This window comes from Pseudomonas sp. NFR16, assembly GCF_900108875.1.
Taxonomy (GTDB): domain Bacteria; phylum Pseudomonadota; class Gammaproteobacteria; order Pseudomonadales; family Pseudomonadaceae; genus Aquipseudomonas.
Genome location: NZ_FNYJ01000001.1, coordinates 1,483,672 through 1,501,830, shown reverse-complemented (window position 1 = coordinate 1,501,830; position 18,159 = coordinate 1,483,672). Strand labels below are relative to the sequence as shown.

The following is an 18,159-nucleotide window of genomic DNA, read 5'->3' as shown; positions in this document are numbered from 1 at the left end:
GTTTTTTGAGCTTTCTTTTGAAAATACGACCTTTGATTGCAGCCATGGCAACGGCCTCTCTGTTCGGCTGCGCGAACGATCCCGCCCCGGTTGAACAGTTGAAGCTGACCGAACAGGCGGTGACTCAGGCGGGCGCCGTGGGTGCGACCGATGACGAACCGGACCTTGCCAAGGCGCAGGCCAAACTGGCTCGAGCCCGCGCCGACATGGCCGACAAGGCCTACAAGGATGCGCGCATGCAGGCCGAGCAGGCTGAGCTGGATGCCCGTCTGGCGGAAGCGCGGGTCCTGACGCAGAAGAGCGACGAACAGGTTGCACAGGTCAACGCGCGCCTGGAGCGTCTTCGCAAGCAGTTGGGGGCGAGCCAATGAACGTCGTCCCGCGTGTATTGAGCGTCGCCATGCTGGTGGCGGTTGCCGGGCTTTACGGTTGCGCGGCCCACCCCGTCAGCGAAGCCACACTGCAGAGCGCCAGCGCCGATTTCCAGAAAGTCAAAGAAGACACCAACGTCTTGCGCAGCGCGCCGAAGGACGTGATCCGCGCAGGCGAATTGCTCGCCAGAGCCGAGCGTCTGTCCAGTTACATCGGCAGTGCCGACGACGTCAGCCATTACGCGTACCTGAGCAGCCGCTACAGCGCCATTGCCACCGAGCACAGCAAGTTGCTGCTCAATCAGGAGAAGCTTGCGCGCCTCGAGCTTGAACGCCAGCGCCTGCAACTGGCGCTGCGCGAGGCGAAATTGTCGGGTGCGCAGCAGCAAGGTAAATGGGCCGAAGATCAGGTGATCAGCCTTTCCACGTTGCAGACCGAACGGGGTCTGGTCATGACACTGGGCGACATGCTGTTCGACACCGGCCATGCCGAACTCAAGAGCTCGGCAAACCGTACCGTGCTGAAGGTCGTGCAGTTTCTGCAATTTAATCCCAAGCGCGTAGTGCGTATCGAGGGTTACACCGACAGCACCGGCGACGCTCAGGAAAACCTGCAACTGTCCCGTGACCGGGCGCAAGCGGTGGCGGATGTCCTGGCAGACCTCGGGATCGAAGACGAGCGCATCCAGGTGGAAGGGTATGGCGATCAATACCCGGTGGATGTGAACACTTCCGAACGGGGAAGGGCGCAAAATCGTCGGGTGGAAATCGTGTTCTCCGACGAGAAAGGCCATTTAAGCGCCCCGCGCTGAGCTATTTTGTCGATCAGGCCCGGCTTTTCAGCAAAGAAGCCGGGCTTTTTTGTGCAAATCGCCCAGACGTTTGGCGCAAACGGCTTAGCGAAATTTCCGTCACACTTAAGTATTACTGGCGGTATCCCAAACTGTCCCCGTACACTTCATGACTGTTCCGGTAAGATTGATAACTGTGCGCCGGAATCGATTTACCCTGACGCGAGGGACGCCATGACCAATCTTCTGCTGTATCAACGTATCGCTCAGCAGTTGGCTGAAGACATTCGCCGTGGCGTGTATCAGCCCGGTGAGCGCGTGCCTTCGGTGCGCAAGATGAGCTCGCAGCTTAATGTCAGTCATGCCACCGTCCTGCAGGCCTACGCCAATCTCGAAGATCAGGGGCTGATCCGCGCGCGTCCGCAGTCTGGTTACTACGTCCATCAAACGCCTGCCCTGACGGCACCGACCCCCGACATTGCACGGGTCGAGCGGCCGGGTCTGGTCACTCGCGCCAGCATCATCCAGCAAGTGCTGGTGGAGGCCCGGCGTGAGGGTGTCTTTGCGTTCGGTGCTGCGGTGCCGCACATCGATTACCTGCCGCTGCGTGCGCTGCATCAGCAGTTGGCGAAGGTCACGCGCTTCCAGAGTCCACGTGCCTTCAATTACATGTTCAGCCCGGGTTTCGAGCCGTTGCGGCGTCAGGTGGCAATCCGCATGCGCGATGCCGGCGTGGTCGTCGATCCGTCAGAGGTCGTCATCACGCACGGCTGCGTCGACGCTTTGCAGATGTCGTTGCGCGTGCTGACCAGCCCCGGTGATCTGATCGCGGCCGAGTCGCCGACCTACTACGGGCTGCTGCAGCTGGCCGATCTGCTGGGCCTGAAAGTCATCGAGATTCCCAGCGATCCGAACACCGGCATCAGCCTGGAGGCCTTGCAGCTGGCGGCCAATCAATGGTCTATCAAGGCGTTGGTGATGACCTCGCGGTTGAGCAATCCGCTGGGCAGCACGATGCCCGAAGAACGGCAGAAACACCTGCTGCGGCTGGCCTCGGATTTCGACATTCAGGTGATCGAAGACGACATTTACGGCGAGCTGATGTATGAGCAGAACAAGTCCAAAGCGCTGAAGGCGTTCGATCGCCTGGGGCGGGTGATCTACTGCTCGAGCTTTTCCAAGACGCTGTCGCCGGGCGTGCGCATCGGCTGGATGATCGCCGGAAAGTACCAGGCGGAAATCCAGCGGCTGCAAACCTTCAGCACGCATTCGGCGTGCAGTGTGACGCAAATGGCCGTGGCTTCTTATCTGGAGAACGGCGGCTATGACAGGCATCTGCGGTATATTCGCCAGGAGCATCGCAAGAACCTGAGCGCCTTTCAGCTGGCGGTGCAGCAAATGTTTCCAGAGGGCACGCAAATCAGTCGTCCGGCAGGCGGCTTCATCTTGTGGATCAGCCTTCCAGGTCGGGTCAATACGCAGGAGTTGCACGTGCGTGCGCTTGAGCAGGGCATCAGCATCGCGCCGGGGCTTATCTTCAGCAACACAGAACAGTTCAATCACTGCATCCGGCTCAATTGCGGGCTGCCATGGAATCGTGAGGCGGAGAGGGCGTTGATGACCGTGGGCATGCTCGCCAAGCAGTTGTGTCAGGACGCCGGTCAAACGTGGTGAACTCAGCCGGTCCGTTGCTTTCCACTGTTCAGGGGCTGGCTGACAAGGGCTTCACTTGTCACCGGTTGACTAAAGGGCCAGCATATTGGCTCGTGTCTTAATCTGCCGTCTTCGATCTATGAATTCATTGCGTTGTATGGGCGTGTTGATGCTGGTCTTGTTGAGCGCTTGCGATGGCGACAAGCCAGTGACACCGCCGCCTAAGGTAGCGACGACCGCGACTGCGCCCACGGCTCAGGCCAAGGACACCCAGGCGCCTGCACCAGTGCAAAAGCCCGCTGTTCCTGCTGCAGCTGCGCCAACGGTTCACGATCTCGCGCCCGATGCTGGGGTGGTGCCCGTTATCGCGTCGAGTAAGCCGCAGCCTCCCGCCAAGCCCGTCGCGCCTGGCATCACACCCGACAAGGCGGCTGCGGTCGAGCAGAAAACCCCGAGTGCCAATGCTCGATCGGCCAAGATCAAGGCCGACAATTCAGAGGTGGCCAATCGCGCGCCGGTTGCCAGCAAGACCAAGCCTGCGTCCCAAGTGGTCAAGGACACGCGATTGCCGAAGGCTCAGCTCGATTTGAGTCTGCCGCCGGAGATGGTCAAGCAATTGGCCCCGCCACCAAATGTGATTACCTCAGCTGCCAAGTCCAAGACGCCGCCAGCAGGCGCCAAGCCGCTGCTCCCGCAGCTGTTTCCCGATTCGCAGAGCGATCCGGATTTTCAGCTTCAGGGCCGTCTGCTCAGCAACGAAATGCAGCTGCAACTGCGAAACGAGGCGCGTCGGGATGTCGAAGGTGCCGCCCTCGATTTCAAATTCAAGCAGTAACGGCCCCTCGAACATTCGGGTTGCCTGAATCCTGTATTTTCAAACGCCCGTTTTAGCGGTTAAGATCCTGTCATCTCTCACTGCCTCCCAGAGGAAGTTTCCATGGAATGCCGTCCGGGTTGCGGCGCTTGCTGCATTGCACCCTCCATCACTTCGCCGATTCCCGGCATGCCACAGGGCAAGCCTGCTGGCGAACGTTGCCTGCACCTGTCGGTCGACATGCTCTGCGGGCTGTTCGGCAGGCCGGAAAGGCCGGCGGTGTGTGGCCAATTCTCGGCAGACGTGGAAGTCTGTGGCAGCAGTTCGGAAGACGCTATTCGCCTGCTGGGTTGGTGGGAGACGCTCACATCGGTTGCTTGAAGGCAGGGATGTGAATCAATCGAGGCAACTGAACTTCAAGAATAAGGAATACAACAATGGGTTCGCTGTACCGGATTGCGTGTGGAATCGGCCTGACTGTAATGGTCGTTGCGTGTGCCCAGGCTGAGGACTGGAAGGTTGCCAAGAACGAGGAGGGCATCAAGGTCTCGCTCAGTGACGTCGCGGGCTCTCAATACAAGGCTTATCAGGGTGTGGCCACCATCAAAGCGGGCATTCCCAGACTGCGCGCCCTGCAAGAGGATGTCGCTGCCGCGTGTGCCTGGATTCATGAGTGCAAGTCGCAGAAGATCCTCAAACATGAGGGCGACAAGACCTGGACCTACACCCAGTTCAACACGCCGTGGCCAGTCACCCCGCGTGATTCGGTGCTGGAGATCACGACCGTGGAGGGTGCCGATGGCAGTCTCACTCGCAAGTTGTTGGGGCAGCCCAAGTACATTCCTGAAGAGAAAGGCTTCGTGCGGGTTGCGCAGGTCGAGGGCTACTGGAAGTTCGTGCCCAAGGGCGACAACCTGACCGAAGTCACCTACCAGGTGCACACCGAGCCGGGCGGCAGCGTTCCGTCCTGGCTTGCCAACAAGTTCGTCGTTGACGCGCCGTTCAACACGCTCAAGGCGCTCAAGGAGCATGCGGAGCAGTAAGTGCCGCAAGCGTTTTTCGGCGTACAAAAAAAGGCTGCCAATCGGCAGCCTTTTTCGTGTCGCTGTCGCGCTTACTTGCGCTCTGCGAGCGGCACGATGTCGCGAGAGACTTCGCCGGTGTACAGCTGGCGCGGGCGGCCGATCTTGTACGGGCTGGAGAGCATTTCTTTCCAGTGCGAGATCCAGCCGACGGTGCGGGCCAGGGCGAAGATCACGGTGAACATGCTGGTCGGAATGCCGATCGCTTTCAGAATGATACCCGAGTAGAAGTCAACGTTCGGGTACAGCGAGCGCTCGATGAAGTACGGATCGGTCAGCGCGATCTCTTCCAGGCGCATCGCCAGTTCCAGCTGCGGATCGTTGGTGATGCCCAGCTCGCGCAGGACTTCGTCGCACGTCTGTTTCATCACGGTGGCGCGCGGGTCGCGATTTTTGTAAACGCGGTGACCGAAGCCCATCAGCTTGAACGGATCGTTCTTGTCCTTGGCCTTGGCGATGTACTTGTCGATGTTCGAGACATCGCCGATTTCATCGAGCATGGTCAGAACGGCTTCGTTGGCGCCACCGTGTGCCGGGCCCCACAGCGCGGCGATGCCGGCCGCGATACAGGCAAACGGGTTGGCGCCCGAAGAGCCTGCCATGCGCACGGTGGAGGTGGAGGCGTTCTGTTCGTGGTCGGCGTGGAGGATGAAAATCCGGTCCATGGCCTTGGCCAGCGTCGGGCTGATCGGTTTGATCTCGCACGGGGTGTTGAACATCATGTGCAGAAAGTTTTCTGCGTAGCTCAGGTCATTGCGCGGGTACATCATGGGCTGACCCATGGAGTACTTGTACACCATCGCGGCCAGGGTAGGCATCTTCGCGACCAGGCGGATCGCCGAGATCTCGCGATGCTGAGGGTTATTGATGTCCAGCGAGTCGTGGTAGAACGCCGAGAGGGCACCGACGACGCCGCACATCACGGCCATCGGGTGAGCATCGCGACGGAAGCCGTTGAAGAAGGTCTTCAACTGCTCGTGCACCATGGTGTGATTCTTCACGGTGCCGACGAATTGAGCTTTTTGTTCGGCAGTTGGCAGTTCGCCGTTCAGCAGCAGGTAGCAGGTTTCCAGATAGTCCGATTGCTCGGCCAGCTGTTCGATCGGGTAGCCGCGATGCAGCAGGATTCCGTTATCACCGTCGATGTAGGTGATCTTGGATTCGCATGAGGCGGTCGACATGAAGCCTGGGTCGAATGTGAAGCGTCCGGTGGCGGTCAGGCCGCGTACGTCGATTACATCGGGACCAACTGTGCCGGTCAGAATGGGCAGCTCGACGGGGGCAGCGCCCTCGATGATCAACTGCGCTTTTTTGTCAGCCATGTGGCCTCCTATTTATGCTTCAAATCATCAGACAGGCCCCCCACGCAGGGCCCGCACCACTATAGTGAGATAAATTCTAAAGTCAATTTGCCAAAAGTCTTGTAGCAGAAGGCTTTAAGGCGATGTTTTCCTCGAAATTACCTGCCATTTACGCCTTTTATCGAGCTAAAGCAATCCGCCCTTGGCGTGGGGTCTTTGCGTTGTCATTAGTTGGCTAACTGTCTATACTCGGCGTCCGACCGCCAGGGGCTTTCAGGCCCGTTTTTCTGGGGGCCGTCACTTCCTGGGTAGTGGGTACCTGACCAGTGCACTTCCCAACAACTTGCCCTGATTGTTAGGGGCTCTTCAGTGTGAAAAAAAGCCGTGAAAAGCCAACGACCTGTAAACCTAGACCTAAGGACCATCAAACTCCCCATCACCGGCGTAACGTCATTTCTTCATCGCGTCTCCGGCATCATCCTCTTCCTGGGCCTCGCCATCATGCTTTACGCATTGAGCAAGTCTCTGGGTTCCGAGGAAGGCTTTGCCGAGGTGAAGGATGGCCTGACCAGTCCGCTGGCCAAGCTCGTTGTGTGGGGTCTCCTGTCCTCCTTGCTGTATCACCTGGTGGCCGGTGTTCGCCACTTGATCATGGATGCGGGTATCGGTGAGACGCTGGAAGGCGGAAAACTGGGCTCGAAAATCATCATCGCCGTTTCCCTGGTGTTGATTGTTCTGGCGGGAGTTTGGATATGGTAACCAGCGTTACGAACCTGTCACGTTCGGGCCTCTATGACTGGATGGCGCAGCGCGTCTCCGCTGTAGTGCTCGCGGCTTATTTCATCTTCCTGATCGGATACCTGATCGCCCACCCTGGCATTGATTTCGCCACGTGGCACGCTCTGTTCTCCCATAACGGAATGCGCATTTTCAGTCTGCTGGCCTTCGTTGCCCTGGGCGCTCACGCCTGGGTCGGCATGTGGACCATCGCGACCGACTACCTGACGCCGATGGCGCTGGGCAAGTCCGCGACAGCGGTGCGTTTCCTTTTCCAGGCTGTCTGCGGCATTGCGATGTTCGCGTACTTCGTCTGGGGTGTGCAGATTCTTTGGGGTATCTGATTCATGGCTAACATTAATACACTTTCATTCGACGCCATCATCATCGGCGGCGGCGGTGCAGGCATGCGCGCTGCATTGCAGCTGGCTCAGGGCGGCCACAAGACCGCTGTAGTCACCAAGGTCTTCCCCACTCGCTCCCACACCGTTTCCGCCCAGGGCGGCATCACCTGTGCCATCGCTTCGGCCGACCCGAACGATGACTGGCGCTGGCACATGTACGACACCGTCAAGGGTTCCGACTACATCGGTGACCAGGACGCGATCGAATACATGTGTTCCGTAGGCCCTGAAGCCGTATTCGAACTCGAGCACATGGGTCTGCCGTTTTCCCGTACCGAGCAAGGTCGCATCTATCAGCGTCCGTTCGGCGGTCAGTCCAAGGATTTCGGTAAAGGCGGTCAGGCTGCGCGTACCTGCGCTGCTGCCGACCGTACCGGTCACGCCTTGCTGCACACCCTGTACCAGGCCAACCTGAAGGCCGGCACCGTGTTCCTCAACGAATACTACGCAGTGGATCTGGTGAAGAACCAGGACGGCGCTTTCGTCGGCATCATCGCCATCTGCATCGAAACCGGTGAAACCTCGTACATCCGCGCAGACGCGACCGTACTGGCTACCGGCGGCGCAGGCCGTATCTACTCGTCGACCACCAATGCCCTGATCAACACCGGTGACGGCGTCGGCATGGCCCTGCGTGCAGGTGTGCCGGTTCAGGACATCGAAATGTGGCAGTTCCACCCGACCGGCATTGCCGGTGCAGGTGTACTGGTCACCGAGGGTTGCCGCGGTGAGGGCGGTTACCTGATCAACAAGCACGGCGAGCGTTTCATGGAGCGTTATGCACCGAACGCGAAAGACCTCGCGGGTCGTGACGTCGTTGCACGTTCCATGGTCAAGGAAATCATCGCCGGCAATGGTTGCGGTCCGGATGGCGACCACGTGATGCTGAAGCTCGATCACCTGGGTGAAGAAGTGCTGCACAGCCGTCTGCCAGGCATCATGGAGCTGTCCAAGACCTTCGCACACGTCGATCCTGCCGTTGCGCCGATCCCGGTCGTTCCGACCTGCCATTACATGATGGGCGGCATCGCCACCAATATTCATGGTCAGGCGATCACGCAGAACGCCGCTGGCGAAGACGCCATCATCCCGGGCCTGTTCGCGGTCGGTGAAGTGGCGTGCGTATCGGTTCACGGTGCCAACCGTCTGGGCGGCAACTCGCTGCTGGACCTGGTCGTATTCGGTCGTGCTGCCGGTCTGCACCTGGAGCAGGCGCTCAACGAAGGCATCGACTACCGTCGCGCCTCCGACACCGACATCGACGTCGCTCTGGCCCGCCTCAGCGGCCTGAACGAGCGCACTGATGGCGAAGACGTCGCCACCCTGCGCAAAGAGCTGCAAAGCTGCATGCAGAACTACTTCGGTGTGTTCCGCACGGGTGAATACATGCAAAAGGGTATCGCTCAGCTGGCCACCCTGCGCGAGCGCATCGCGAAGGTCAAGATCAACGATAAGAGCCAGGCGTTCAACACTGCCCGGATCGAAGCGCTGGAATTGCAGAACCTGCTGGAAGTCGCCGAGGCAACGGCCATTGCTGCAGAACATCGCAAGGAGTCCCGTGGTGCGCACGCTCGCGAAGACTTCGAAGATCGCGACGACGAAAACTGGCTGTGCCACACCCTGTACTTCCCGGGTGAAAAGCGCGTAGCCAAGCGTGCCGTGAACTTCTCGCCGAAGACTGTTCCGACTTTTGAGCCTAAGGTTCGGACTTATTAAGGGTGATCGCCATGTTGCAAGTCAGTGTTTATCGTTACAACCCTGATCAGGACGCTGCGCCGTTCATGCAGGAATTCCAGGTCGACACCGGTGGCAAGGACCTGATGGTGCTGGACGTGCTGGCCCTCATCAAGGAGCAGGACGAAGGTTTCTCCTATCGTCGCTCCTGCCGTGAAGGCGTCTGCGGTTCCGACGGCATGAACATCAACGGCAAGAACGGTCTGGCATGCATCACGCCGCTGTCTTCCGTGGTCAAGGGCAACAAGCTGGTGGTTCGTCCACTGCCGGGCCTGCCGGTCATCCGTGACCTGGTTGTCGATATGAGCATCTTCTACAAGCAGTACGAGAAGGTGAAGCCATTCCTGCAGAACAACACGCCGGCGCCGGCCATCGAACGTCTCCAGTCGCCTGAAGAGCGTGAGAAGCTGGACGGTCTGTACGAGTGCATCCTGTGCGCCTGCTGCTCGACTTCCTGCCCTTCGTTCTGGTGGAACCCGGACAAGTTCCTCGGTCCAGCCGCGCTGCTGCAAGCCTACCGTTTCCTGGCTGACAGCCGTGACACCAAGACCCAGGAGCGTCTGGCATCGCTGGATGACCCGTTCAGTGTGTTCCGCTGCCGCGGGATCATGAACTGCGTCAACGTCTGCCCGAAAGGTCTTAACCCGACCAAGGCAATCGGTCATGTTCGCAGCATGTTGCTGAAAAGCGGTATCTGAGTTCCTTGTACCTGTAACATCGATGCATGTGTAAACGTTGTGCCCGTAAACGCTGCGGCGCAGGCTTCAACCGGCGCCGCAGTTTAAACCTGAGCAGCAGTCATTTGGCCGCGGCTCTTATTTTGAAGAAATGAGACCAGCAGGGGCATCCGGGCTGGTACCCGGACTATCTGCGTGATCCTAGCGACTTGGTGCAGTCAGCGACTTGATTCGAAATCGCTGCCGGACTTTTCAAGTTTGCAACGGTGTCGACGCCGGTGGTGTCCCCTAACCGAGGGTGACCAAGCATGCAAGAAAGCGTGATGCAGCGCATGTGGAACAGCGCCCACCTTTCCGGTGGTAACGCTGCCTATGTGGAAGAGCTCTACGAACTCTACCTGCACGACCCTAACGCTGTGCCAGAAGAGTGGCGCACCTACTTTCAGACGTTGCCGGCTGACGGCAGCACTGCCACCGATGTATCGCACTCTACGGTTCGCGATCATTTCGTGTTGCTGGGGAAAAACCAGCGCCGCGCTCAGCCGGTCTCCGCCGGTAGCGTGAGCAGCGAACACGAGAAGAAGCAAGTCGAAGTGCTGCGACTTATCCAGGCATTCCGTATGCGCGGCCATCAGGGTGCGCAACTCGATCCTCTGGGTCTGTGGAAGCGTACTGCGCCAGCTGACCTGTCGATCAACCATTACGGTTTGACCAACGCTGACCTCGATACCACATTCCGTGCCGGCGACCTGTTCATCGGCAAGGAGGAAGCGAGCCTACGCGAAATCGTCGACGCGTTGCAGAAGACATATTGCCGCACCATCGGTGCGGAGTTCACGCATATCGTCGATTCCAACCAGCGCAACTGGTTCATGCAGCGCCTCGAAAGCGTGCGTGGCCGTCCAGCTTACTCCGCCGACATTCAGAGCCACCTGCTCGAGCGCGTCACCGCGGCCGAGGGTCTGGAGAAGTACCTGGGCACCAAGTACCCGGGCACCAAGCGCTTCGGTCTGGAAGGCGGCGAAAGCCTGATCCCGATGCTGGACGAACTGATCCAGCGCTCCGGTTCCTACGGCACCAAGGAAGTCGTCATCGGCATGGCTCACCGTGGCCGTCTGAACGTACTGGTCAACACCTTCGGCAAGAACCCGCGCGAGCTGTTCGACGAGTTCGAAGGCAAGAAGAAGGTCGAACTCGGTTCCGGTGACGTGAAGTATCACCAGGGCTTCTCGTCCAACGTCATGACCACCGGCGGCGAAGTTCACCTGGCCATGGCGTTCAACCCGTCTCACCTGGAAATCGTTTCTCCGGTGGTGGAAGGCTCCGTGCGCGCCCGTCAGGATCGTCGCAACGACGCCACCGGCGAGAAAGTGCTGCCGATTTCCATCCACGGTGATGCTGCGTTCGCAGGTCAGGGCGTGGTGCTGGAAACCTTCCAGATGTCGCAGACCCGCGGCTTCAAGACCGGCGGCACCATCCACATCGTGGTGAACAACCAGGTTGGCTTCACCATCAGCAACCCGCTGGACGCGCGTTCGACCGAATACGCGACCGATGTTGCCAAGATGATTCAGGCGCCGATCCTCCATGTGAACGGCGACGACCCTGAAGCGGTCATGTTCGTGACCCAGCTGGCAATCGACTACCGCATGCAGTTCAAGCGTGACGTGGTGATCGACCTGGTCTGCTACCGTCGTCGCGGCCACAACGAGGCCGACGAACCGAGCGGTACTCAGCCGCTGATGTACCAGCAGATCTCCAAGCAGCGCACGACCCGCGAGCTGTACGCCGACGCCCTGGCCGCCGCCGGTGTGCTCGATGCCGCCGCCGCTCAGGCGAAGGTCGACGAGTACCGCAATGCGCTGGACAACGGCATGCACGTCGTGAAAAGCCTTGTCAAAGAGCCGAACAAGGAATTGTTCGTCGACTGGCGTCCTTACCTGGGCCACGCCTGGACTGCGCGTCATGACACCCGTTTTGATCTCAAGACCCTGCAGGAACTGTCGGCCAAGCTGATGGAACTGCCGGAAGGCTTCGTGGTTCAGCGTCAGGTCCAGAAGATCTACGAAGACCGCCAGAAGATGCAAGCCGGTGGCCTGCCGATCAACTGGGGTTACGCAGAAACCATGGCCTACGCCACGCTGGCGTTCGAAGGGCATCCGGTGCGCATCACCGGGCAAGACGTCGGCCGCGGCACGTTCTCGCACCGCCACGCCGTCCTGCACAACCAGAAAGACGCAACCACCTACGTGCCCCTGCAGAACCTGTACGCCGGTCAGCCTCGCTTTGACCTGTATGACTCGTTCCTGTCGGAAGAAGCGGTGCTTGCATTCGAATACGGCTACTCGACCACCTCGCCGAACGCGCTGGTGATCTGGGAAGCCCAGTTCGGTGACTTCGCCAACGGTGCGCAGGTCGTGATCGACCAGTTCATCACCAGCGGCGAGCACAAATGGGGCCGTCTGTGCGGTCTGACCATGCTCTTGCCGCATGGCTACGAAGGGCAGGGGCCAGAGCACTCTTCGGCTCGTCTGGAGCGTTACCTGCAGCTGTGCGCCGAGCACAACATTCAGGTGTGCGTGCCGACCACTCCGGCACAGATCTACCATCTGCTGCGCCGTCAGGTGATTCGTCCTCTGCGCAAGCCGCTGGTCGTGCTGACGCCCAAGTCGCTGCTGCGCCACAAGCTGGCCATCTCGACGCTGGAAGATCTGGCCGAAGGCTCGTTCCAGACGGTCATCCCGGAAATCGACACCCTCGATCCGGCCAAGGTGACCCGCCTGGTCCTGTGCAGCGGCAAGGTGTACTACGACCTGCTGGAAAAACGCCGTGCCGAAGGCCGCGAAGATATCGCCATCGTGCGTATCGAGCAGCTCTATCCGTTCCCGGAAGACGACCTGATGGAGGCCATCGCGCCTTACACCAACCTGACCCATGTGGTCTGGTGTCAGGAAGAGCCGATGAACCAGGGCGCCTGGTACAGCAGCCAGCATCACTTGCGCCGTAGCATCGGCAATCACAACCGCAACCTCGTTCTCGAGTACGCCGGTCGTGATGCTTCTGCTGCTCCTGCTTGTGGCTACGCTTCGATGCACGCCGAGCAGCAGGAAAAACTGCTGCAAGACGCGTTCACTGTTTAACGCCTTCGCGCACTAGAAACCGAATTAAGGAATTACAGACAATGGCTATTGAGATCAAAGCCCCCTCTTTCCCGGAATCCGTTGCCGACGGCACCATTTCCAAATGGCACAAACAGCCGGGCGAGGCGGTGAAACGTGACGAGCTGCTGGTCGACATCGAGACTGACAAAGTCGTTCTCGAAGTACTGGCCGAAGCTGACGGCGTATTGGCATCGATCGTCAAAGGCGAGGGCGACACCGTCCTGTCCAACGAGTTGATCGCAACCCTGGACGCCGGCGCCACGGCTTCGGCCGCGCCTGCCGCTGCCGCTGCCGCACCGGCCGCCGCGCCTGCACCTGCCGCCGCTGCCGCCGCTCCGGCACCTGCTGCCGGCGACGAAGACGCGATCGGCGCACCGGCCGCCCGCAAGCTGGCTGAAGAAAACGGCATCGCGCTGTCCAGCATCAAAGGCACCGGCAAAGACGGCCGTGTCACCAAGGAAGACGTGGTCGCTGCCGTCGAAGCGAAGAAATCCGCTCCGGCCGGCGCACCGGCTGCCAAGCCTGCTGCCGCCGCAGCTGCCGCTCCTGTGGTCGCTGCCGGCGACCGCACCGAGAAGCGCGTTCCGATGACCCGCCTGCGTGCCAAGGTTGCCGAGCGTCTGGTAGAAGCTCAGTCCACCATGGCGATGCTGACCACCTTCAACGAAGTCGACATGACCGAAGTCATGGCCCTGCGTTCGAAGTACAAGGATCTCTTCGAGAAGAGCCATAACGGTGTGCGTCTGGGCTTCATGTCGTTCTTCGTCAAGGCCGCCACCGAAGCGCTGAAACGCTTCCCGGCAGTCAACGCTTCGATCGACGGTTCGGACATCGTTTACCACGGTTACGCCGACGTCGGTGTTGCCGTGTCCAGCGACCGTGGTCTGGTGGTTCCTGTTCTGCGTAACGCCGAGCAGATGAGCCTGGCTGAAATCGAAGGCGGCATCGCCACCTTCGGCAAGAAAGCCCGTGACGGCAAACTGTCCATCGACGAGATGACTGGCGGTACCTTCACCATCACCAACGGTGGTACTTTCGGTTCGATGATGTCGACCCCGATCGTCAACCCGCCGCAAGCGGCCATCCTGGGCATGCACAACATCGTTCAACGCCCGATGGCGATCAACGGTCAGGTTGTCATCCGTCCGATGATGTACCTGGCGCTGTCGTACGATCACCGCCTGATCGACGGTAAAGAAGCTGTGACTTTCCTGGTGACCATCAAGAACCTGCTGGAAGATCCGGCTCGTCTGTTGCTGGATATCTGATTCAAGGCAGCCACAAGCCGCACGCGCCAAGCTGCCCGCAAGCAGCCTGGCGCCTGCGCTTGGGTCGTCGCAACATCCTAACAGCAGGCTGCAACTCGTCTGTAGAGCATCACGGATCAGCTTGCAGCTTGTGGCTTGAAGCTCGCAGCTAAAGAGGAACTCTTTGTATGTCCCAGAAATTCGACGTGGTAGTGATTGGCGCAGGCCCTGGCGGTTATGTGGCCGCCATCAAGGCCGCGCAACTTGGTCTCAAGACTGCCTGCATCGAGAAGTATCAGGATAAAGAGGGCAAACTGGCTCTCGGCGGTACCTGCCTGAACGTGGGCTGCATCCCTTCCAAAGCGCTGCTGGACAGTTCGTGGAAATTCTACGAAGCCAAGAACCAGTTCAACGTGCACGGCATTTCCATCTCCGGCGACGTACAGATGGACGTACCGGCCATGGTCGGCCGCAAGGCCCAGATCGTCAAAGGCCTGACCGGCGGCGTTGCCAGCCTGTTCAAGGCAAACGGTGTCACTTCGCTGCAAGGTCACGGCAAGCTGCTGGCCGGCAAGAAAGTCGAGCTGACCAAGCCTGACGGCACCACCGAAGTCATCGAAGCCGACAACATCATCCTGGCGTCCGGCTCGCGTCCGATCGACATTCCGCCGGCGCCAGTCGACCAGAACGTCATCGTCGACTCCACCGGTGCCCTGGAATTCCAGGCCGTGCCTGAGCGCCTGGGCGTGATCGGCGCTGGCGTCATCGGCCTGGAGCTGGGTTCGGTGTGGTCGCGTCTGGGTTCCAAGGTGACCGTTCTGGAAGCGCTGGAGAAATTCCTGCCAGCCGCTGACGAAGCCGTTTCCAAGGAAGCGCAGAAGACCTTCACCAAGCAGGGTCTGGACATCAAGCTGGGCGCGCGCGTCACCGGTTCGAAAGTCAACGGCAACGAAGTCGTTGTCAACTACACCGACAAGGATGGTGAGCAGAACATCACCTTCGATCGTCTGATCGTTGCGGTAGGTCGTCGTCCGGTGACCACCGATCTGCTGGCTTCCGACAGCGGCGTCGACATCGACGAGCGCGGTTTCATCTTCGTCAACGACCAGTGCGAGACCAGCGTTCCTGGCGTCTACGCGATCGGTGACGTGGTCCGTGGTCTGATGCTGGCACACAAAGCGTCGGAAGAAGGCATCATGGTTGTCGAGCGCATCAAGGGTCACAAGACCCAGATGAACTACGACCTGATCCCGTCGGTTATCTACACCCACCCGGAGATCGCATGGGTCGGTAAAACCGAGCAGACCTTGAAGGCCGAAGGCGTAGAGGTTAACGTCGGCAGCTTCCCGTTCGCGGCCAGTGGTCGTGCAATGGCTGCGAACGACACCGGCGGTTTCGTCAAGGTCATCGCCGACGCCAAGACCGACCGTGTACTGGGTGTACACGTCATTGGTCCAGGCGCCGCAGAACTGGTACAGCAGGGCGCGATCGGCATGGAATTCGGCACCAGTGCCGAAGACATCGGCATGATGGTCTTCTCGCACCCGACGCTGTCCGAAGCGCTGCACGAAGCTGCACTGGCAGTGAATGGCCACGCCATCCACATCCAGAACAAGAAGAAACGCTAAGAAAAAACCACGACGGTCCGCCCGTCGTGAGCCTTGCTCGCAAGGCTTACCGCGGAAGGGCCGTTGGACTCGAACTCCCGGTGGTATCAGACAGGCATTCAGGTGTCCGTCCTGGCACCTTCCGGGAGAAGCGGTCACAGGTGGTGCGGCACGCTTAGACGAGCAGCACCGAATGCGCAGTACCTAACGAAGACGGTAATAAGCATGAATCTTCACGAGTATCAGGGTAAGCAGCTGTTTGCTGAATACGGCCTGCCAGTATCCAAGGGCTTTGCAGTAGACACCCCGGAAGCAGCAGCAGAAGCGTGCGACAAAATCGGCGGAACCGAGTGGGTTGTCAAAGCCCAGGTTCACGCGGGTGGTCGCGGTAAAGCGGGCGGCGTCAAGCTGGTTCGCAGCAAGGAAGACGCAGCTGCGTTCGCTCAACAGTGGTTGGGCAAGCGTCTGGTCACTTACCAGACTGATGCCAACGGTCAGCCAGTCACCAAGATCCTGGTCGAATCCTGCACTGACATCGCCAAAGAGCTGTACCTGGGCGCTGTAGTCGATCGCTCGAGCCGTCGTATCGTGTTCATGGCTTCCACCGAAGGTGGCGTGGACATCGAGAAAATCGCTCACGAAACACCTGAGAAGATTCTCAAAGCCACTGTCGATCCACTGGTTGGCGCTCAGCCGTTCCAGGGTCGCGATCTGGCTTTCCAGCTGGGTCTGGAAGGCAAGCAGGTTGCTCAGTTCGCCAAGATCTTCACCGGTCTGGCCAAGCTGTTCCAGGACCACGACCTGGCCCTGCTGGAAGTGAACCCGCTGGTCATCAAGGCTGACGGCGATCTGCACTGCCTGGACGCGAAGATCAACATCGACGCCAACGCCATGTACCGTCAGCCAAAGCTGAAGGCTTTCCACGATCCATCGCAAGATGACCCACGTGAAGCCCACGCTGCCAAGTTCGAACTGAACTACGTGGCACTGGAAGGCAACATCGGCTGCATGGTCAACGGTGCCGGCCTGGCCATGGGTACCATGGACATCGTCAACCTGCACGGCGGCAAGCCAGCCAACTTCCTCGACGTAGGTGGCGGCGCGACCAAAGAGCGCGTGACCGAAGCGTTCAAGATCATCCTGTCCGACAGCAACGTCGCTGCAGTACTGGTCAACATCTTCGGCGGCATCGTTCGTTGCGACATGATTGCCGAAGGCATCATCGGCGCCGTTAAAGAAGTCGGCGTGAAAATCCCGGTCGTTGTGCGCCTCGAAGGCAACAACGCTGACCTGGGCGCTAAAGTACTGGCAGAAAGCGGCTTGAACATCATCGCTGCTACCAGCTTGACCGACGCTGCTCAACAAGTCGTCAAAGCTGCGGAGGGCAAATAATGAGCGTCCTGATCAATAAAGACACCAAGGTTATCTGCCAGGGTTTCACCGGCTCGCAAGGTACCTTCCATTCCGAACAAGCCATCGCCTACGGCACCAAAATGGTTGGCGGCGTGACCCCAGGCAAAGGTGGCACCACTCACCTGAACCTGCCAGTGTTCAACACCGTTCGCGAAGCCGTTGAACAGACGGGCGCGACTGCGAGCGTGATCTACGTTCCGGCTCCGTTCTGCAAGGACTCCATCCTTGAAGCAGCGTTCGGCGGCATCAAACTGATCATCTGCATCACCGAAGGTATTCCTACCCTCGACATGCTGGATGCCAAGGTCAAGTGCGACGAGCTGGGTGTTACCCTGATCGGCCCTAACTGCCCAGGCGTCATCACCCCAGGCGAGTGCAAGATCGGCATCATGCCAGGTCACATTCACTTGCCAGGCAAAGTCGGTATCGTGTCGCGTTCCGGCACCCTGACTTACGAAGCTGTGAAGCAGACCACTGACGCCGGCTTCGGTCAGTCGACTTGCGTTGGTATCGGTGGTGACCCGATCCCGGGCTCCAACTTCATCGACATCCTGAAGCTGTTCCAGGAAGACCCGAAGACCGAAGCGATCGTCATGATCGGTGAGATCGGCGGTTCGGCTGAAGAAGAAGCGGCTGCTTACATCAAGGCAAACGTGACCAAGCCAGTGGTTTCCTACATCGCCGGTGTGACTGCTCCTCCGGGCAAGCGCATGGGCCATGCGGGCGCAATCATCTCTGGCGGCAAGGGCACCGCAGACGAGAAATTCGCTGCACTGCAGGACGCAGGCGTCAAAACCGTGCGTTCGCTGGCAGACATCGGCAAAGCCCTGGCTGAGCTGACCGGTTGGGAAATGAAGAAGTAAGCATCGCTTGCTGATCATCTTCTGATCGACAAAGGCCACCTTCGGGTGGCCTTTGTGTTTTCCGGGTCTGGATTTAGGCGTGGCGTTTCCAGTCGCAAGCATTCAATCCGTACAGCAGCCTCGTACTCGCAAGGCGCAGGGTTACGAAGGGCGAGCAGTCTGGCGGAGTTTTGTAGGACTTGTCCGAAATGCGACAGCAACGTGCGTTCATCGGTCGCACCGCCCTGTAACGGTGCGAAAAATAAGGTAGGCTAGCCGCCATTT

The 18,159-nt window shown here is 59.5% G+C and carries 16 protein-coding genes; 15 read left to right on the top strand and 1 reads right to left on the bottom strand.

The genetic code is table 11. From position 1 onward, the window contains the following. Nucleotides 1-17: 17 nt before the first annotated feature. The 6 genes from BMZ10_RS06805 to BMZ10_RS06780 all read left to right on the top strand — a co-directional run bounded on the left by BMZ10_RS06805 (nt 18) and on the right by BMZ10_RS06780 (nt 4,672). Nucleotides 18-371: a DUF4398 domain-containing protein gene (locus tag BMZ10_RS06805; RefSeq protein WP_093460108.1), complete on the top strand. Its 354-nt coding sequence runs from the start codon at nt 18-20 to the stop codon at nt 369-371. Next, nucleotides 368-1,183 (top strand): OmpA family protein, encoded by an 816-nt coding sequence (locus tag BMZ10_RS06800; protein WP_093459231.1) that lies wholly within the window; start codon nt 368-370, stop codon nt 1,181-1,183. Before BMZ10_RS06805 ends, BMZ10_RS06800 begins: the two co-directional genes overlap by 4 nt. 213 nt (nt 1,184-1,396) lie before the next feature. Continuing rightward, on the top strand, nt 1,397-2,836 hold the full coding sequence (locus BMZ10_RS06795; protein WP_093459230.1) for an aminotransferase-like domain-containing protein: 1,440 nt from the start codon (nt 1,397-1,399) through the stop codon (nt 2,834-2,836). 148 nt (nt 2,837-2,984) lie between these two features. After that, entirely contained in the window at nt 2,985-3,650 is a 666-nt protein-coding gene (locus BMZ10_RS06790) for a translation initiation factor 2 (protein WP_256214389.1), read from the top strand. A gap of 102 nt (nt 3,651-3,752) precedes the next feature. Further along, nucleotides 3,753-4,010 (top strand): YkgJ family cysteine cluster protein, encoded by a 258-nt coding sequence (locus BMZ10_RS06785; RefSeq protein WP_093459228.1) that lies wholly within the window; start codon nt 3,753-3,755, stop codon nt 4,008-4,010. Nucleotides 4,011-4,066: 56 nt separating this feature from the next. Then, nucleotides 4,067-4,672, top strand: a complete 606-nt coding sequence (locus BMZ10_RS06780) for an START domain-containing protein (RefSeq protein WP_093459227.1) — start codon at nt 4,067-4,069, stop codon at nt 4,670-4,672. Nucleotides 4,673-4,743: 71 nt separating this feature from the next. On the opposite strand, the gene gltA is transcribed toward BMZ10_RS06780, so the two are convergent. Beyond that, nucleotides 4,744-6,033, bottom strand: coding sequence for a citrate synthase (gltA, locus tag BMZ10_RS06775; protein ID WP_093459226.1), 1,290 nt, complete (start codon nt 6,031-6,033; stop codon nt 4,744-4,746). A gap of 363 nt (nt 6,034-6,396) precedes the next feature. Here gltA and sdhC point away from each other — a divergent pair, with 363 nt between their 5' ends. The 9 genes from sdhC (at nt 6,397) to sucD (ending at nt 17,895) form a co-directional block, all read left to right on the top strand. Beyond that, entirely contained in the window at nt 6,397-6,771 is a 375-nt protein-coding gene (gene sdhC, locus BMZ10_RS06770) for a succinate dehydrogenase, cytochrome b556 subunit (protein ID WP_093459225.1), read from the top strand. Beyond that, on the top strand, nt 6,765-7,133 hold the full coding sequence (sdhD, locus tag BMZ10_RS06765; RefSeq protein WP_093459224.1) for a succinate dehydrogenase, hydrophobic membrane anchor protein: 369 nt from the start codon (nt 6,765-6,767) through the stop codon (nt 7,131-7,133). The genes sdhC and sdhD overlap by 7 nt, the downstream gene beginning before the upstream one ends. A gap of 3 nt (nt 7,134-7,136) precedes the next feature. Beyond that, nucleotides 7,137-8,909, top strand: a complete 1,773-nt coding sequence (sdhA, locus tag BMZ10_RS06760; RefSeq protein WP_093459223.1) for a succinate dehydrogenase flavoprotein subunit — start codon at nt 7,137-7,139, stop codon at nt 8,907-8,909. Between the two features lie 11 nt (nt 8,910-8,920). Then, nucleotides 8,921-9,625, top strand: a complete 705-nt coding sequence (locus BMZ10_RS06755; RefSeq protein WP_093460102.1) for a succinate dehydrogenase iron-sulfur subunit — start codon at nt 8,921-8,923, stop codon at nt 9,623-9,625. A gap of 287 nt (nt 9,626-9,912) precedes the next feature. Then, entirely contained in the window at nt 9,913-12,744 is a 2,832-nt protein-coding gene (locus tag BMZ10_RS06750; protein WP_093459222.1) for a 2-oxoglutarate dehydrogenase E1 component, read from the top strand. Between the two features lie 41 nt (nt 12,745-12,785). Next, nucleotides 12,786-14,033 carry a 2-oxoglutarate dehydrogenase complex dihydrolipoyllysine-residue succinyltransferase gene (gene odhB / locus BMZ10_RS06745; protein ID WP_093459221.1) on the top strand — a complete coding sequence of 416 codons (1,248 nt, stop codon included), beginning with the start codon at nt 12,786-12,788 and terminating at the stop codon, nt 14,031-14,033. A gap of 167 nt (nt 14,034-14,200) precedes the next feature. Continuing rightward, nucleotides 14,201-15,640 (top strand): dihydrolipoyl dehydrogenase, encoded by a 1,440-nt coding sequence (gene lpdA, locus BMZ10_RS06740; RefSeq protein WP_093459220.1) that lies wholly within the window; start codon nt 14,201-14,203, stop codon nt 15,638-15,640. Between the two features lie 204 nt (nt 15,641-15,844). After that, nucleotides 15,845-17,011: an ADP-forming succinate--CoA ligase subunit beta gene (gene sucC, locus BMZ10_RS06735; protein ID WP_093459219.1), complete on the top strand. Its 1,167-nt coding sequence runs from the start codon at nt 15,845-15,847 to the stop codon at nt 17,009-17,011. After that, nucleotides 17,011-17,895 carry a succinate--CoA ligase subunit alpha gene (gene sucD / locus BMZ10_RS06730; RefSeq protein ID WP_093459218.1) on the top strand — a complete coding sequence of 295 codons (885 nt, stop codon included), beginning with the start codon at nt 17,011-17,013 and terminating at the stop codon, nt 17,893-17,895. The genes sucC and sucD overlap by 1 nt, the downstream gene beginning before the upstream one ends. The last annotated feature ends 264 nt before the right edge of the window (nt 17,896-18,159 follow it).